Below are 16,707 nucleotides of genomic sequence, written 5' to 3' on the forward strand. Positions count from 1 at the left end.
AATCAGCCGCTTGGGAATCCCCACCGTGAGTCAGCTTCACCGCTCGTTGGTATAACACCGCCGCAATTTCACCAGTTATCGCTGCCTGATCCGGGTGCCGATCAGATGGTCGAACGACAACGCGCCGCCGCCCTGGGCAATCAGCGGCAGCAGCAGGCCGGCCCAGGACAGATGCGTTGGCCAGGCATCGGGATAGACGAAAATTTCGATCACCGTGGTCATGCCCAGCAACGACAGCGCGGCAAACCGCGTGCCCAGCCCCAGCACCAGCAGGATCGGAAACAGATGTTCCGAATACGTCGCCAGATGCGCGGCAATATGCGGCGGCACGAACGGCAGGCGATAATCGGTTTCGAACAGGTAATAGGCGCTGTCGGTAATGTTCAGCAATCCGGTCACTTTGGTGCGGCCGGACAGGAAGAAAATGGCGGCGATGCCAAACCGCGCTACCAGCAGCAGCAGCGACGCAGGCAACAGCCGGCCGGCCAGGCCCGTGGCCCGGTTGTAGAAATCGATCATGGCAGAGGTCCTTTGCGCGAGGTTTATCGCGGGGCCGGCTGCACCTGGCGCGCGATCAGGCCGCGCGCCGGGTGCAGCGGATCATCAAGTTCAGCGCGGGGTGAGCGAGCCGTTGCCGTGGGGCGTCTTGGTGGTGACGCAAGTGCCGGCCTTGACCAGTTTCCACGAATTGCCCTGGTAATCGGTTTTCTGCGTGCCAGCGCACGAGGTGCCGGCACCGGCGGCGCAATCGTTCTGCCCGGCATGGGCAATACCATAGCACTTTTCCATCGCCGGTTTGGCATCGGCGGCATGGGCGGCACCGGCGGCGAGGCCCAGTGCAAGGCTGGCGGCGAAAGCAGAGGTAAATGCGGTTGCTGCGATTTTCATGAGGGCTCTCCTGTTTTGGGTGGGTAAGATTGAATGGCCATGAAGTCCTGCGAACACTGCGTTCCGGCCTCACATTGCCATTTCGCCACCATTGCCCGGCCGGTTACGTTTGCCGGGCAGGACTCGACAATTTATTTCGGGCCAACAAATTTTTCTGCTGCGCTGTAACCGCCGGCCGACATCCGGCGAAATGCCAGATGCCAACCCGGCACAACCTGGAGTTTCTCATCATGACCATGACCATTTCCCGCTTTACCCCCAACATGCTTTCGATCGCTGGCCAGGCCGCGCTGCTGGCCGCCACGCTGGCCGTGCTGCCTGCCCCCGCCATGGCCCAAGCGACAAAGGCGGCTGAAGCCGTGCATTGCTATGGCATCAACACCTGCAAGGGCACATCGGATTGCGCCACCGCGCACAACAGCTGCAAGGGCCAGAACACCTGCAAGGGCCAGGGTTTCAAGGCCGAAAGCAAGGAACAGTGCATGGCCGACGGCGGCAGCCTGACCGAAGCCAAGTAAGCGTTACCCACCCCCCCCAGCGGCCGTGCCAGCAATGGCACGGCCGTGCCTGTTTTTGCGACCAAAGGCCCCGACGATGACCGACGCTTTGTTTGGATTTGGCCTTGGCATGCGCCGGCCGCATTATGCCAGCTTTACCGCGGGCGATGCGGCGGTCGATTTCTTTGAGGTCATCTCCGAAAATTTCATGGGCGTCGGCGGGCGGCCGATCGACACGCTGATGCGGGCGCGCGGGCATTATCCGCTGGCGCTGCATGGCGTGTCGCTGTCGGTGGGTTCCGCCGACGGGCTTAACCGCGACTATCTTGACGTGCTGAAGGTGCTGGTCGACCGGATCGAGCCGGCAGTGGTGTCCGACCATTTGTGCTGGACCGGGATCGGCGGGTTCAATTCGCACGATCTGTTGCCCGTGCCGCTGACCGAAGAAGCGCTCGACACCGTTTGTCGCGGCATCGATCAGGCGCAGACCCACCTGGGCCGGCAGATGCTGTTTGAAAATCCATCGACCTATATCGCCTTTCCCGGCACCATTCCCGAATGGGAATTTTTGCACGCGATGGTGCGGCGCACCGGTTGCGGGTTGTTGCTGGATGTGAACAACGTGCATGTCAGCGCGACCAACCACGGGCTGGACCCGCAGGCCTGGCTGAACGGGCTGCCGCTGGATGCGGTGGGCCAGATCCACCTGGCCGGGCACAGCCAGGGCGAACATGGGTTGATCGATACCCACGATGCAGCGATCGACCCGCAGGTCTGGGCACTGTATGCCGAAACGATCCGCCGCACCGGGCCGGTGCCGACGATGATCGAACGCGATGGCAATATTCCCGATCTGGATGAATTGATCGACGAACTGGGCCAGGCGCGCACGCTGGCGGCGCTGGCAGAGGTGGTGGCATGACCGCCGTGCTGCCCTTGGCCGAACTGCAACAGAAATTTTCCGCCTGGTTGCGCGAACCTGATGATGATCGCGCGCGCGCCTTGGCCGCCACGCTGCAAGTCGGGCCAGCCATCGTGGTCTATCAGAACAACTATCGCGTTTCGCTGGTTGAGGCCTTGCGCGAAACGCACAAGCGCTGTGCAGCATGGCTGGGCGACGATGCCTTTGCGGCCGCCGCCGCGCACCATATCGACGCGCATCCGCCCAGTGACTGGACGATCGATGCCTATGGCAGCACGTTTCATGCGACGCTGCGCGAGTTGTGGCGCGATGATCCCGAAGTGGCCGAGCTGGCGATGATCGACCGCGCGGTTGGCGATGCGTTTGTGACCGCCGATGCGGTGCCGATCGATGCCAGCGGGCTGGCCGGGGTGGATTGGGACTATGCGGCGATCCGCCCGGTGCCATCGCTGCGGCTGTTATCACTGCGGTCGAACGCCGATGCGCTGTGGCTGGCGCTGGCGGCCGGGGAACCCGTGCCCGCCGTTACCATCAGCGATGCGCCCGGCACGGTGATGGTCTGGCGCCAGGGGTTTGAACCGGTGATGCGCCGTGCCGATGTGACCGAGACGCTGATGGTGGAACGATCGATGGCGGGCGCCAGCTTTGCACAGATCTGTGATGAAATGGCCAGCAGTGGCGATCCGGCCGAAGCAGTGACCAGTGCCGGAACGGTGCTGGGGCGCTGGCTGGGTGAAGCGCTGGTGGCCGGGTTCGCCTGAACCCTACCAGCGCAGCAGGCGTGGGCCCACCAGCCAGCCCAGCAATCCCGCTGCGCCCATGCCCAGCGAATACCAGGTCAGCACAAACAGCGCCGATGTTTCGGGGCAATGCAGGCAATAGAGCGTGGCGCCCCAGGCGCCGGCCGCCATGCCTGCGGTCATTCCCGCCAGCCCCAGCCGCGTCGGTGCAAACCAGCGGAACGACCACAGCAGCCCGGCAAAAATCGGCAGCGCCAGCACAAACACGTTGCGCGAACAGATCATCCAGCTGTCGCCCAGCCACATCGCCAGCCAGTGCGAACGCGGCGCCTGGGCCAGTTCGACCACCGCGATGGTGGCCAGTGCCAGCACCGGCACCAGCATCAGCCGCAGTGCTCCGCCAACACCGCCATCGGGCCGTGCCAGCCGGGCAGTGGCCGCCGTGGCGCAGACCGCCAGGCTGAGCGTATAGGCCCATTTGATCCAGAACGTGGCGCCGTGCATCGCCGGCATCAGATCGGGACGGAACCCCAGCCACCAGGCCACCGCCACCAGGGTGATCACCCCGCCGGCGACCATGCCAAAGGCGATCCGCCGGCCCAGCGCATGGCGCGGCACCGGGCGCAGATCGCTGGTCAGCGACGCGATCAGTTCTTCGCTGTTCATCGCCAGCCACCTTTGACCCGGTCGGCCAGCGCACGCAGGCCGCGATGGGCCGAGACCTTTACATCGGATTCGCCGATACCCAGTCGTTCGGCGGCTTCGGCAGTGCTCAACCCTTCGATCCGGGTGGCGCGCAGCACGGCGGCCTGTTTGTCGGGGATGGTGTCGAGCAGGCGATCAACGTCGCTGCGGGCATCGCTGGCCTGTGCGAAGTCGAATTCGTCGGCCAGCTCGCCCAGATCGTCCAGCGGCATGGTGCGCCCCGAACGGCGATAACGGTCGATCAGCTTGTAGCGCGCAATCGCGAACAGCCACGCGCCAAAGGGGCGGTCCGGATCATACGTCGCCCGGCGCTGGTGAATGGCAATCATTGTTTCCTGCACCAGATCCTCGATGTCATCATCGCGTGAGCCCGAACTTTTGGCCGAAAGCCGACGGCGAAAAAATCCGCGCAACGGTGGCAGCAACGCGCGCAACAATGCCGCGTGCGCGGCGCCATCGCCCGCGAGGCCTGCCAGCATCAGTGCCCGCAGGTGATTGTCATCATGCGCCATGCACTGTTGACCTGTTCATTTCGTTGCGTGCGGGGGTTTGGTTACAGCATGATTTGCCGGGCGCCACGGAAAATTGCAGCCCAGCCACAACGTGGGTCAGCCAAGCCCCGGGATGGGCACTGGGGCTGGCGCGGCGGCCTCGAAACTGGCGACCGGATAGGCGCAATAATCGGCGGCGTAAAAGGCGCTGGGCCGATGGTTGCCGGATTCGCCCAGGCCCCCGAACGGCGCAGCAGAGGCGGCGCCGGTGGTGGGGCGGTTCCAGTTGACCACCCCGGCGCGGATTTCGGCGACGAAACGGTCCCACAGTGCCGCATCGGCCGACAGCAGCCCGGCGCTGAGCCCGAAGGCGGTGGCATTGGCGGCGGCGATTGCGGCAGTGAAATCGGGCACGCGCACCACCGTCAGCACCGGCGCGAAAATTTCTGCATCAGGCACCGCCACCCCGGTCGCATCCAGCACGACCGGGCCGAAGAAGGCGTCACCCCGCCCGTCAACCCGGTTGCGATCCAGCAGCACGGTGCAGCCAGCGGCGACCAGCCCGGCCAGCGCAGCACGCGCGCCGGCCGCAGCCGCAGTGCCGATCAACGGGCCCATGAAGGCATCGTCTTCGCCCGCACCGATCGGCAGACGGACCGCCAGATCAACCAGCGCCGCGACCACCGCATCGCCTTCTGTGCCCGCCGGAACAATCAGGCGGCGCGCGCAAGAACAGCGTTGGCCGGTGGTGATGAAGGCGGAATGCACCACCAGATTGGCCAGCACGGCGGGATCGGTCACGCTGTCCCACACCACCAGCGGATTGTTGCCGCCCAGTTCCAGCGCCAGCATGACGCCCGGCCGATCGATCAGCGCACGGCGAAAATGGCGCCCAGCGGTGGCCGAACCGGTAAACAGCAGGCCATCGATATCCTGATCGATCAGTGCCGCGCCGGTATCGCGCCCGCCCTGCACCACTTGCAGCACGTCGGCGGGCAGCCCCGCAGCGTGCCAGGCATCGACCATGGCCGCGCCGGTCGCCGGGGTCAGCTCCGACGGTTTGAACACCACGGTATTGCCCGCGATCAGCGCCGGCACGATATGCCCGTTGGGCAGGTGGCCGGGAAAATTGTAAGGCCCCAGCACCACCATCACCCCGTGCGGATGATGGCGCAGCACCGCGCGGCCAAACGGCTGGGCGCTGTCGGTGGTGCTGGCGCGTTCGGCCTGGGCGCGGATCGAAATTTCGACTTTGCCGATCATCGCGGCGATTTCGGTACGGGTTTCCCACAGCAGCTTGCCCGTTTCGTGCGAAATCAGCCGGGCCAGATCCTCACGCCGGGAATCGAGCACCGCGGCATAGGCGCGCGCGAGGGCAACGCGTTCGTCGAGCTGCCGCCGTGCCCAGCCGGGCGCCGCAGCACGGGCGCGGGCAATCGCATCGGCGCAGGCCGCGTGATCGGCAACAGCGCCCTGCCACACGACAGCGCCGCTGGCCGGATCGATCGATTGCAACATGTCAGCCATACCATCATCATCCCGTATTGTCGCTGGCGCTGCCCCTACCATGCCACGGCGCGATCTGGCAAAGGGCGGAGAGTCTGTTTAGACAGTGCCAACCACCGCCCCGCGCAATCCGGGCGCAATTTCCAGCCAGGGACTGATCGTGATGCCTGCCGTTGCCGAAACCGCCGTGTTTGTTGAACCTGATGTGATCCGCGCCCGGTTCGCCGCCGCGCTGTCCGACATGTATCGCGCAGAAGTGCCGCTTTATGCCGATTTGCTGGCCATCGTGGCCGATGTGAATGCGGGCGTGGTGGAGCAAGCCGGCGCACCGGTGCAGGCGCGGCTGGGGGTGGAACGGCTGCGGGTGGAGCGGCATGGCGCGATCCGGCTGGGGACTGCACAGGAACTGGCGACGATGGCGCGCGCCTTTGCCGTGATGGGGATGGCGCCGGTCGGCTATTACGATCTGGCGCCCGCAGGCGTGCCGGTGCATTCGACCGCGTTTCGCCCCGTGACCGAGGCGGCGCTGGCGGCCAATCCGTTCCGTGTGTTCTGTTCGCTGTTGCGCCACGAATTGATCGATGACGATGCCTTGCGCGCCGAAATTGGCGCAATTCTGGCGCGGCGGCAGATTTTTAGCGACGCGGCGCTCGATCTGATTTTGCGTGATGAACGCAATGGCGGGCTGAATGATGCCGAGGCTGATGCATTTGTTGCGGCCCTGCTCGAAACGTTTCGGTGGCACCACGATGCGACGGTTGATCAGGCTACGTATCAGCGGCTGGCCACGCAGCACCGGTTGATTGCCGATATTGTCGCGTTTAAAGGACCGCATATCAATCACCTGACCCCGCGCACGCTGGATATCGATGCGGCGCAGGCGGAAATGCTGGCGCGCGGGATCGATGCCAAGGACCAGATCGAAGGGCCGCCGACCCGCGCGGTGCCGATCTTGTTGCGCCAGACCAGTTTCAAGGCGCTGACCGAGGAAGTGCGGTTTGCCGACCAGACCGGTGCCGATTCCGGCCGCCACACCGCGCGGTTTGGCGAGATCGAACAGCGCGGCGCCGCGCTGACCCCCAAGGGGCGCGCGCTGTATGACCGGTTGCTGGCCGAGGCGCAGGGTGGCGATCCGGCGGTGGCCTATGCGGATCGGCTGCGCGCGTGCTTTGCCGCGTTCCCCGACGATGTTGCCACGCTGGCGCGCGAAGGGCTGATCTATCTGCGCGGGGGTGAGCCGGTGACTTATGAGGATTTTCTGCCGGTCAGCGCGGCGGGGATTTTTCAGTCGAACCTGGCCGGTGAAGCGCGGCATGATTATGCCGGTGCATCATCACAGGTTGCGTTCGAAGCCGCGCTGGGCCGCGCGGTGATCGACCCCTTTGGCCTTTATGCGGCCATGGCTGAGTCGGCCTGAAGAGACGCGCGGGATCGGGTGGTACCAAACAGGCCGGGGCCGGTCCGCTTGCGATGAAGCAAGCCAACCGGCCCCGGAAATGATGGCGGTTATGGGTTATCAGCGGTGGTCGTGGTCGCCGCCACGATCGCCACCACCCCAGCCGTTGCCACCGCGGCCCTGATCGCCACCCTGGTAGCCGCGGTTGCCACCCCAGTTGCCACGGTCACCACCCTGATAGCCGCGATCGCCGCCCTGGTAGCCACGGTCGTCGCCCCAATTGCCGCGACGGTCACCGTCGTGCTCATAGCCGCGCCGGTTGTCGCCGCCGTAATAGCCACCACCCTGGTATCCGCGATATTGCGTGTAACCGCCGCGATAGCCACCGACCACAAATGGGCGGGCATAGCGTGTGCCGCCGTACCACCATGCGCCTTCGCGCCAGCCCCAGCCGTTGCTGGTGTAGTACGAGGCCGGGTAGCAATAGCCGTCATAGCCCGGATAGGCGTCATAGCAGGCGTCTTCGTTGACATAGGCGCGGCGGTCATGGTGATCGGACGCGATGGCCGCACCAATCACCAGCCCCAGCAGGCCGGCGCCGACCGCAATAGCCGCGCCATCACCACCGTGGCGACGTTCGCCCCATTCGTGGGCCGCAGCGGGGGTGGCGCTGGCCACTACGCCGATAGCGGCGGTGGCGGCAAGTGCGGTACCGAGCATGGCCTTTTTGAAGATCGTCGTCATGGTCTGGCTCCTTATCAGCCGGGGTGTTGATCGTGGCCGGGGTTGAATGTGTTCCGTCAGCGATTCGTCTGCTTGAGTTCAGAAATAGACCTTCGAATATGAACGGCGATGAAACGGAGTGGTGAAGCGATTGTTCATCTGCCGAGCAATTGCGGTCTGACCATTTACGCTATATCACATATCAATCAGCGGACTCCGGCGCCCTGGGCCGGTGTCCCCCTATGCAGGAGAGTGGTGGCCATGGATTTCAACCGTCTGGACCCGATTACCGGGGCCATCGCCTCAACCGCGCCGGCCATGCAGGCCGCCGATATGGCCGCGATTGCCGCACGCGCCGCTGCCGCCCAGCCCGCGTGGGGGGCGATGGGGCCGAATGCGCGACGCGCGGTGCTGACCCGCGCCGCCGCTGCGCTGGAGGCGCGCAAGGACGATTTTGTTGCCGCGATGATGGGCGAAATCGGCGCGACGGCGGGCTGGGCAATGTTCAACCTGGCGCTGGCCGCCGGGATCGTGCGTGAAGCGGCAGCGCTGACCACGCAGATTGCCGGCGAAGTGATCCCGTCGGACAAGCCGGGCTGCCTGTCGATGGCATCACGCGAACCGGTTGGCGTGATCCTGGGCATTGCGCCGTGGAACGCGCCGATCATCCTGGGTGTGCGCGCGATCGCGGTGCCGCTGGCATGCGGCAATGCGGTGATCCTGAAGGCCAGCGAATCCTGCCCGCGCACCCATGCGCTGATTATCGAGGCGTTTGCCGAGGCCGGCTTTCCCGAGGGCGTAGTGCAGGTGGTGACCAATGCCCCGGCCGATGCCGCCGCCGTCGTCAGCGCACTGATCGATGCGCCGGAAGTGCGGCGCATCAACTTTACCGGATCGACTGCGGTCGGCCGGATCATCGCCACGCGCGCCGCGCAACATCTGAAACCCTGCCTGCTGGAACTGGGGGGCAAGGCGCCGCTGCTGGTGCTGGAGGACGCCGATCTGGATGAAGCGGTGAAAGCCGCGGCGTTTGGCGCGTTCATGAACCAGGGGCAGATCTGCATGTCGACCGAACGGATTATCGTGGTCGACGCGGTGGCCGACGCCTTTGCCGAAAAGTTTCGCGCAAAAGTGGCGACGATGGCGGTGGGCGACCCGCGCGCCGGCACCACGCCGCTGGGCGCGGTGGTCGACGCCAAAACCGTGGCGCATTGCCACGCGTTGATCGACGATGCGCTGGCGCACGGGGCCACGCTGCTGACCGGCGGCGACACGATCGGCAGCGTGCTGATGCCCGCGCACGTGGTTGATGGCGTGACCCCGGCGATGAAACTGTTTCGCGATGAAAGCTTTGGGCCGGTGGTCGGGATTGTGCGCGCGCGTGATGAGGCGCACGCCGTGGCATTGGCCAATGACAGCGAATATGGCCTGTCTGCTGCGGTGTTCACGCGCGATATCGCGCGCGGGTTGGGCGTGGCGCGCCAGATCCGGTCGGGCATCTGCCATGTTAATGGACCGACCGTGCATGACGAAGCGCAGATGCCATTCGGCGGCGTTGGCGCATCGGGCTATGGCCGGTTTGGCGGCAAGGCGGGGATCGACAGCTTTACCGAATTGCGCTGGATCACGGTGGAAACCCAGCCCGGGCATTTTCCGATCTGATCGCTGTGCGGGGCGGCCAGTGCGCCGCCCCGGATGGTTCACGCGATGTGGGTCAGACCGGCCGATCGCCGATGATGGTCGCGCGGTTCATGACGCGGTGGCCGTCACCATAGTCATACACGGCATAATGCTGGGTGGGGCGGTTGTCCCAGATGGCCACATCGCCGACGCGCCATTTCCAGCGCACGGTAAATTCCGGCCGGGTAATGTGGGCATAGAGCATCGCCAGCAGCGGTTCGGCCATCGTCGGGTCCATGCCGACAATGCCGGTGGTGAACCCTTCGCTGACATAGATCGCCTTTTTGCCCGTTTGGGGGTGCGTGCGGATGACCGGGTGAACCACCGGGGGGTTGTTGCGCTTGGCCCGTTCCAGCTGTTCGCTGGCCTGCGGATCGGCGCCGAAGCGGTCGGCCGGAAACGATTTGGCCAGATCATGGATGGCCGACAGGGTGCCGAGATAGTCCTGCAGCGCGGCCGGCAGCGCGTCATAGGCGGCGCTGGCGCTGGCCCACAGCGTATCACCACCCAGCGGTGGAATCTTGCGCGCCAGCAGCACCGCGCCAAGCGAGGGCGTTTCGGAAAAGCTGATATCGCTGTGCCACAGCGCGTTATCGCGCAAGTCATTGAGTGCGGTATCGAGCAGCATGATTTCGGGCACGTCGGCCGACCGCGGGTAGATCGGGTGGATATGCAGCGGGCCAAACCCGGCGGCAAGATCGCGCTGCTGCGTTTCGGTCAGGGTCTGATCGCGAAAAAAGATCACCTGCCGGTCCAGCAGTGCAGCCATGATCGCGCTGCGGGCAGCGTCATCCAGCGGTTGCGACAGATCCATGCCTGATACAATGGCACCGATCGCCGGCGTCAGCGGTTCAATCGTCATGGCCATAGTCGTCGTTCGTCCGCTTGGGGCCGACCTGGTGGTGCGGCCGAGGTTCACGCTCTTTTAGGCCATCACGGCGCCGCTGCGAGCGTGTTCTGCACCGGATAAGAAAATTCTATACCCCGCCCCGGCTGCAACCGGGATATCGGGCCGGGCCACAGGACAAAGAACCCATGCCACAGCCAGTGCCAGACGACCGCAAACCTATCGACCGGCGCGCCGTGGTGATCATGGTCATGCTGTGCGTGATATGGGGCACCCAGCAGACGGTGGTCAAAATCGCCGCTGCGCAGATGAGCCCGACGCTGCAGTTGGGGCTGCGGTCGGCGGTGGCCGCGGTGGCGACGCTGATTGTCGCCTGGGCCCGGGGTGAAACACGCTGGCTGTCGCGCGAAACATGGCTGCCGGGAATGCTGGTGGGCGTGTTTTTTGGCCTGGAATTCGTGTTCGCGGGGGAAGCCTTGCGCTTTACCAGTGCCTCACACGTTACGGTTTACCTCTATTCTGCGCCGGTGATGATGGCGCTTGTGCTGGGGCTGATGCGTCGCGATGAACGGCTGAACGCCGGGCAATGGCTGGGGGTGGCGCTGGCGTTTGCCGGGGTGGCGGTGACCTTTCTGGGGCGCAGTGACACCGCGCAGTTTCCGGCGATGCGGCTGGGCGACCTGCTGGCATTGGCCGCGGCGGTATCGTGGGCGACCACCGCGGTGGTGTTGCGCGGGTCACGGCTGGCCAACGCACCGGCGACGATCACGCTGTTTTACCAGCTGGCGGGGGCGGCGATCGGTACGACGGCAATGGCCGTAGCGCTGGGTGAAACCACGGTGCGACCGAACGCGACGCTGGTGCTGGCGCTGCTGTGGCTGATCATGGTGGTGGCATTCGGCAGCTATCTGGCGTGGTTTTCACTGTTGCGGCAATACAGTGCGGCGCGGCTGGGGGTGTTGAGTTTCATGACCCCGGTGTTTGGCGTGGCGGCCGGGATCGTGTTGCTGGGTGACCGCATCGACGCCGGTTTTGCGTTTGGCGCGATGATGATCCTGGGCGGGATCGTGATTGCGACCACGGGGATTTCGGGGCAGTTTTTGCGCGGGTGGCGCGGACAACCGGCAGCCTGATACGGGCTAATACCGATGTGGCGATGAAGCGGAATTCACCCGCCCTGCATAGTGTCCGGGGTGTCGGAATGCTGCCGGCGCCACGCGACCACCCAACCCAAGACCGGTATAGTCAGGCCAGATCAACCATGCACAAACGGATCGATCCATCCGATGTCGTCCTGGGCATGTACATCCACAAGCTGGAAGGGAACTGGTTCAGCCATCCGTTCTGGCGCGCGCGGTTTTTGCTGACCGATCCGGATCAGCTGGAACAGTTGCGCACCAGTGATGTGCCCGGGGTGATTATCGACACCGAACGCGGGATTGACCCCGATGCGGCCGCGCCCGCCAGTGGCGCCGAACGCGAACCGCGCCGCATGCCGGCAGGCCCCGTGCCGCCGCAGCGCCGGGCCGCGCTGACCGCGCCGCTGCCCCTGCCCGCCCCGCCGCCACCGCCGCCGGCCAGCATGGTGGCGAGGGTGTTGTCGGCCCCGCCGGCCGAAGTCGCGCGCGGCTTTGGCAAGGCGCAGAGCGTTGCCGAACGCGGGCTGAAAGTGGTGGCGCATGTGTTTCTGGAAATGCGGCTGGGCAAGACCATTTCGCTGTCATCGGTGAGCCCGGTGATCGATTCGATCATGACATCGATGCAAAGCAACCCTTATGCCTTTAACGGCCTGCTGCAGTTTCGCCGCGACAACGAGAACGTCTATCGCCATGCACTGGCCACCAGCGCCCTGATGATTGCGCTGGGCCGCACATTGCGGTTGCAACCGATGGATCTGCATGCCGCCGGCCTGGCCGGGCTGTTGCTGGACAATGGCGTGGGTCTGTTGCCGAACGAACAGAATATCGATTGGCGCAGCTTGCCCGCCGACGTGATGCAGCGGCATGTTCCACTGGGACATGACTTTATCGTGCGCAGCCAGTTGTCCGACACGATCGCGCGCGCCTGCCTGGAACACCATGAACGTTTTGACGGTGGCGGATGGCCCCACGGCACGGGCGGCAACCGTCTGAGCAGGTTGGGCCGGATGGCGGCGATCTGCGACGCGTTTGATCTGCTGGCCAGCGGTGCAGCGGATACGCCAAAGCTGGACCCCGGTGAAGCATTGCGGATGATGAAGGCCGATAACGGCGCCTATGACCCCGAAATGCTGTCAGCCTTTGAAACCACCATCGGCATCTGGCCGACCGGATCGGTGGTCGCTTTGCAATCAGGGCGTCTGGCGGTGGTGATCGACCAGCATCGCGACGCGCCCGACCAGCCGCTGGTCGCAGTATTTTTCGATACCGCAAGCGGCCAGCGGATCGACAAAGTCTGGATCGACATGGCCAGCTGTTATGGTGCCGATGCCATTGCCGGCCCGGCAGAGATCGGCAGCCTGCCCCAAGGGGTGCAGGCGGTTGCCGCTGCTGCGCTGGCTGCGGCGGTTGAACAGGTGATGCCGGCGGGCAAACGCGCCGGACGCGCGGACAAGGCCGCCTGACGCTGGTGCATAAGGACTTTTGCGTGCGCTGCTGGCGGACGCGCGTTTACCATGATTGGCCTAAGTTTCCGCCGGCGGCACCATCGACACCAACCGCCGCCTGCCAGCAAAGGCCCGCCGATGAACGCCCCGTTCCAGACCCAGTCGCCGCCGCGCAACCGCATGGCGGCAGAGGTGCCGATCCTCGCCCCGACACCCCCGCGCGACGCGTGCCTGCCGCACGAATTGCCAATGGTGCTCGACTGGTTTTCCGATCTGCGCGTGCTCAGCCTTGATTGTTTTGACACGCTGTTGTGGCGCGATTGCCACGCGCCGACCGATCTGTTTGCGACGCTGCCCCACATCAATCCCTATCAGCGCGTGCATGGCGAACGCCAGGCGCGGCAGGCCGCGCATGCCGCGCGCGGGGTGCACGACATCGGCATCGACGAAATCTATCGCGCGATCATGCCACACGCCCGCGATGCCGATCGCGCGCGGGCGATTGCCGCCGAGCTCGCGGCCGAGGCGCGGCATTGTTATGGGTTTGCGCCGACCATCGCGCTGATGCGTGAGGCAAAGCGACGCGGGCTGCAGGTCATTCTGGTGTCCGACACGTACCTCGGCCCGCGGCAGTTGCACGACCTGGTCGCGCAGGCAGCTGGCGACGATGTGGCGGCGCTGATCGACCGGGTGTTTTGTTCATCGACCTATGGCAAGCCCAAGGCCGCCGGGCTGTACCGCGATGTGCTGCCCCGGTTGAAAGCGGCGCCGCACCAGATTCTGCATGTTGGCGACAATCACGCCGCCGATGTTGGCGGGGTCAAACCATTTGGCGTGCATACGCTGCACCTGAAGCAGTTCACCGCGCAGGCGGCGCAGCAGTTGCGGCTGGAAAGTGCGGTCGCGGCGCTGCTGCAGGGCAAAGGCGGATCGCGTCTGCCGGCGTCGCAGCCGCACCGGCCGGCGCTGGCCATGGCGGTTGCGCAAGCGCGCCCGCCCGCATTCCAGCTGGGCTATGCCACTTTGGGACCAGTGCTGTTTGGGTTTGACCAATGGTTGCGGTCAGCGGCGCGTGCGTTGCACGAGGCGCGCGGTGGCGTGGTGCATTGGCTGTTCCTGATGCGCGACGGTTATCTGCCGATGCGCATGCACCAGGCCGGTGGGGCGGCGCGATCGATCCATGCCATTGAAATCAGCCGGTTGACCGCGACCTTTGCCACCTTTGCCCAGGATACCGCGATCATGCGCCATGTGGAGCACAATCGCGGGATCGATCCGGCCATTCTTGCCCGGCAATTGCGTCTGCCCGCCGCGACAATCGATGCGCTGTGCACGGGTCGCACTGCCGACCCGGGCTGGACCGCGCTGGTGGAATGGTGCCGTGTGCCGGAAAACCGGCGTCCGATCGTCAAGGCTGCACAAGCGCTGGCCAATCGCCTGGTCGCGCATGTGCGCAACAGCGTAAACCCTGCGCCCGGCGATACGCTGATGCTGGTCGATCTGGGGTACAACGGATCGGTGCAATCGCTGATCGACCCGTTGTTGCAGCGCGCGTTGAAGGTACATGTCGCCGGGCGGTACCTGATACTGCGCGAAATGGTGCAATCCGGGTGCGACAAGGCCGGCTATCTGGATGAGCAGCACTATGACCCTGCCACGCTGAACGCGATGACCACCAATGTGGCGCTGATCGAACAGCTGGCGACGATGGCCTGCGGATCGGTGATCGATTATGCCGATGACGGGACGCCGGTGCGCAGCAGCAATGACATCGGCAAACGGCAAAGCACAGTGCGCGAAACCGTGCAGCAGGGCTGCCTGGCATTTGGCGATGCGGCGCTGGCGCATATCCGGCGCAGTGGCGGCGACACCGTGGCCCGTGCCGAAGCAATCAACCTGTGGCGCGCTGCCAATGCGGCGACGCTGATGCGGCTGATGTTTCTGCCGCAGCGCGAAGAGCTGGCCGTGGTCGCCGCGTTTGAACATGACGTCAATCTGGGCACGGCGGAAACGCTGGCGCTGTTTGACCCCGCGATCGCGCATGAAGGATTGTTGCAACAGGGGCTGTTTTATCAAAAGGGCGTACGCCGCATGTTCCTGCCGGCAGAATTGGCGGAACGGGGGTTTGCCACCCGGCTGACCCATTTTGCCACGGCGCTGTTCCCCATGCCGTTGACCGCCGCCGACTTTGCCGACGATGGCGGGACGCTGGCGGTGATCCTGAGCGACAACCACCGTTCCACGCGGATCGATCTGCCGATCCGGCCGACGCATGACGGGTATAGCGCGCTGTGCATTCCGGTCGGGGCCAGCCGGTTTGTCGCGGCAATCCCATTCGGCAATCTGGCCCCGTTTGTGGAGGTCCATTCGATCACGGCGCTGCCGGCACGTGAATACCTCGACAACCGGCATGACACCCACACCCGCCAGGTTGCGGTCGTGCCGCAGTTTGAAGGCATTGTCCCACTGACCGACCGGCTGTGGCATTGCCCCGAAGCTGGCGGATTTGTGCTGTTGCCGCCGCCACCAGCCATCGACGATGCCAACATGGTGATCGTGGTGGTGTTTCGCGCGATTGGCGGCACCGGCAGGACAGACGTATTCGCGCCGGACGAGGCTGGCGCAGCCGCCTGACATGGCGTAAATAGCGGGAAAGCATGCGGTTATCGCGCACGTTGCCGGTGGTCCGGGTCTTGGCCGGACCGCCGGATGCAGCAGCCAAAACCCCGTGTCATTGCCCCGCCGACCGCCTTGCAAAGTTTTTCGCCGCCATGTCCGACCAGGAGCACGACGATTGCCACACCCGACGACCGTTGCGGGCGCTTGCCCTGGCGGCCGGCGTGCTTGGTGCCGTCGGGATCGGTGGGGTGCCGTGTCCGGCCCTTGCGCAAGGGCCGGTGGCGCTGACCGTACCGCCGGCGGAGGTGACCACCGACAGCGGCGCACCGACAGAGACGGCCATCGTCGCGATCCCGATAGTGTTTGCACCGCTGCCCGACCTGGATGACGCCGCGCGTGGCCTGTTTGCTGCCGACAGCCAGACGTTCGAAGCCACGCTGACCGCCAATCTGCTGCAATCAGTCGGTAATGTGACACGCGTGGCGGGCGATGCTGCACCTGCGCGGCCACCGGAACCGGTCGATCCATTTCGTGCGAAACCGCCTGGCAATGTTGCCAGTGCCGGCAATCTGACCGCGCTGGCCAATCCGACCTTTGGTTCGCGCGAAGGCGTGGCGGTCAGTATCAGCCCGCGGCTGGTCGAATCCGGGGCGATGAATACCGATATCCACGTGCGCCATGCCGGCGACATCGTTGATGCCGATTTCAACCTGGCCGCGCATCGCCGGCTGTTTGGCCCCGATGCGACGGCGATGAGCTTTGACAGCCACGCGCTGGTCAGCGTGGCCCCGGCCATGCAGCTGGGCGTGACTGCGCGCGGATCACTGGGCACCTTGTCGGCGCCCATGCTGGGCCACGATGGTATCGCCGGGCCGCTGATGCAGCTGAACCTGATCGACCGCAACGTGTCGCTGGTATCCGACCTTGGCTATGATTTCGGGCTGAATTCGACCAGCGCGGCGTCGCGCAACCAGCTTCATTTCAAGCTCAACCTGAAACTGAAGCTTTGAACCATGCGCCCCCGGTCAACCGCGTCGGGCAACAGGATATGGCGTGGTGGGCGGTAACGGGCTCGAACCGCTGACCCTCTCGGTGTAAACGAGATGCTC

At 65.1% G+C, this 16,707-nt stretch carries 16 protein-coding genes; 9 read left to right on the forward strand and 7 right to left on the reverse strand.

Translation table 11 applies throughout. The features are described 5' to 3' along the window. Window positions 1–75: 75 nt before the first annotated feature. Both ABWP89_RS17535 and ABWP89_RS17540 read right to left on the reverse strand, forming a co-directional pair. Window positions 76–519, reverse strand: a complete 444-nt coding sequence (locus ABWP89_RS17535) for a DoxX family protein (protein ID WP_353230937.1) — start codon at window positions 517–519, stop codon at window positions 76–78. 90 nt (window positions 520–609) lie between these two features. Continuing rightward, the gene (locus ABWP89_RS17540) at window positions 610–888 is read right to left on the reverse strand and encodes a BufA1 family periplasmic bufferin-type metallophore (RefSeq protein ID WP_353230938.1); all 279 of its coding nucleotides are present in this window, start codon (window positions 886–888) and stop codon (window positions 610–612) included. Window positions 889–1,118: 230 nt separating this feature from the next. Between ABWP89_RS17540 and bufA2 the strand changes: the two genes are divergently transcribed. The 3 genes from bufA2 to ABWP89_RS17555 all read left to right on the forward strand — a co-directional run bounded on the left by bufA2 (window position 1,119) and on the right by ABWP89_RS17555 (window position 3,068). Next, window positions 1,119–1,406: a BufA2 family periplasmic bufferin-type metallophore gene (gene bufA2 / locus ABWP89_RS17545; RefSeq protein ID WP_353230939.1), complete on the forward strand. Its 288-nt coding sequence runs from the start codon at window positions 1,119–1,121 to the stop codon at window positions 1,404–1,406. A gap of 76 nt (window positions 1,407–1,482) precedes the next feature. Beyond that, a complete protein-coding gene (bufB, locus tag ABWP89_RS17550) occupies window positions 1,483–2,307 on the forward strand; it encodes an MNIO family bufferin maturase (protein ID WP_353230940.1) in 825 nt (274 codons plus the stop codon). Further along, complete coding sequence (locus ABWP89_RS17555) at window positions 2,304–3,068, forward strand: HvfC/BufC family peptide modification chaperone (RefSeq protein WP_353230941.1); 765 nt, start codon at window positions 2,304–2,306, stop codon at window positions 3,066–3,068. Before bufB ends, ABWP89_RS17555 begins: the two co-directional genes overlap by 4 nt. Before the next feature lie 3 nt (window positions 3,069–3,071). On the opposite strand, the gene ABWP89_RS17560 is transcribed toward ABWP89_RS17555, so the two are convergent. The 3 genes from ABWP89_RS17560 to astD all read right to left on the reverse strand — a co-directional run bounded on the left by ABWP89_RS17560 (window position 3,072) and on the right by astD (window position 5,770). Beyond that, window positions 3,072–3,713, reverse strand: coding sequence for a DUF1109 domain-containing protein (locus ABWP89_RS17560; RefSeq protein WP_353230942.1), 642 nt, complete (start codon window positions 3,711–3,713; stop codon window positions 3,072–3,074). After that, a complete protein-coding gene (locus tag ABWP89_RS17565; RefSeq protein WP_353230943.1) occupies window positions 3,710–4,264 on the reverse strand; it encodes a sigma-70 family RNA polymerase sigma factor in 555 nt (184 codons plus the stop codon). The genes ABWP89_RS17560 and ABWP89_RS17565 overlap by 4 nt, the downstream gene beginning before the upstream one ends. A gap of 96 nt (window positions 4,265–4,360) precedes the next feature. Then, a complete protein-coding gene (gene astD, locus ABWP89_RS17570; protein ID WP_353230944.1) occupies window positions 4,361–5,770 on the reverse strand; it encodes a succinylglutamate-semialdehyde dehydrogenase in 1,410 nt (469 codons plus the stop codon). 142 nt (window positions 5,771–5,912) lie between these two features. Between astD and ABWP89_RS17575 the strand changes: the two genes are divergently transcribed. Continuing rightward, window positions 5,913–7,166, forward strand: coding sequence for a 2-oxoadipate dioxygenase/decarboxylase family protein (locus ABWP89_RS17575; protein WP_353230952.1), 1,254 nt, complete (start codon window positions 5,913–5,915; stop codon window positions 7,164–7,166). A gap of 99 nt (window positions 7,167–7,265) precedes the next feature. Here ABWP89_RS17575 and ABWP89_RS17580 read toward each other — a convergent pair whose 3' ends face one another. After that, window positions 7,266–7,889, reverse strand: a complete 624-nt coding sequence (locus ABWP89_RS17580; RefSeq protein WP_353230945.1) for a hypothetical protein — start codon at window positions 7,887–7,889, stop codon at window positions 7,266–7,268. Window positions 7,890–8,129: 240 nt separating this feature from the next. On the opposite strand from ABWP89_RS17580, the gene ABWP89_RS17585 reads away from it, so the two are divergent. Continuing rightward, window positions 8,130–9,530: an aldehyde dehydrogenase gene (locus tag ABWP89_RS17585; protein WP_353230946.1), complete on the forward strand. Its 1,401-nt coding sequence runs from the start codon at window positions 8,130–8,132 to the stop codon at window positions 9,528–9,530. 52 nt (window positions 9,531–9,582) lie between these two features. On the opposite strand, the gene tauD is transcribed toward ABWP89_RS17585, so the two are convergent. Further along, complete coding sequence (gene tauD, locus ABWP89_RS17590) at window positions 9,583–10,416, reverse strand: taurine dioxygenase (protein WP_353230947.1); 834 nt, start codon at window positions 10,414–10,416, stop codon at window positions 9,583–9,585. Between the two features lie 167 nt (window positions 10,417–10,583). Here tauD and ABWP89_RS17595 point away from each other — a divergent pair, with 167 nt between their 5' ends. The 4 genes from ABWP89_RS17595 (at window position 10,584) to ABWP89_RS17610 (ending at window position 16,608) form a co-directional block, all read left to right on the forward strand. After that, window positions 10,584–11,528, forward strand: a complete 945-nt coding sequence (locus tag ABWP89_RS17595) for a DMT family transporter (protein ID WP_353230948.1) — start codon at window positions 10,584–10,586, stop codon at window positions 11,526–11,528. A gap of 128 nt (window positions 11,529–11,656) precedes the next feature. Beyond that, complete coding sequence (locus ABWP89_RS17600; protein ID WP_353230949.1) at window positions 11,657–12,997, forward strand: cyclic di-GMP phosphodiesterase; 1,341 nt, start codon at window positions 11,657–11,659, stop codon at window positions 12,995–12,997. A 120-nt stretch (window positions 12,998–13,117) separates the two neighbouring features. Then, window positions 13,118–15,613 carry an HAD family hydrolase gene (locus ABWP89_RS17605; RefSeq protein WP_353230950.1) on the forward strand — a complete coding sequence of 832 codons (2,496 nt, stop codon included), beginning with the start codon at window positions 13,118–13,120 and terminating at the stop codon, window positions 15,611–15,613. Between the two features lie 233 nt (window positions 15,614–15,846). After that, entirely contained in the window at window positions 15,847–16,608 is a 762-nt protein-coding gene (locus ABWP89_RS17610; protein ID WP_353230951.1) for a hypothetical protein, read from the forward strand. The last annotated feature ends 99 nt before the right edge of the window (window positions 16,609–16,707 follow it).

Source organism: Novosphingobium sp. (assembly GCF_040398825.1).
In the GTDB taxonomy this organism is placed as follows: Bacteria; Pseudomonadota; Alphaproteobacteria; order Sphingomonadales; family Sphingomonadaceae; genus Novosphingobium.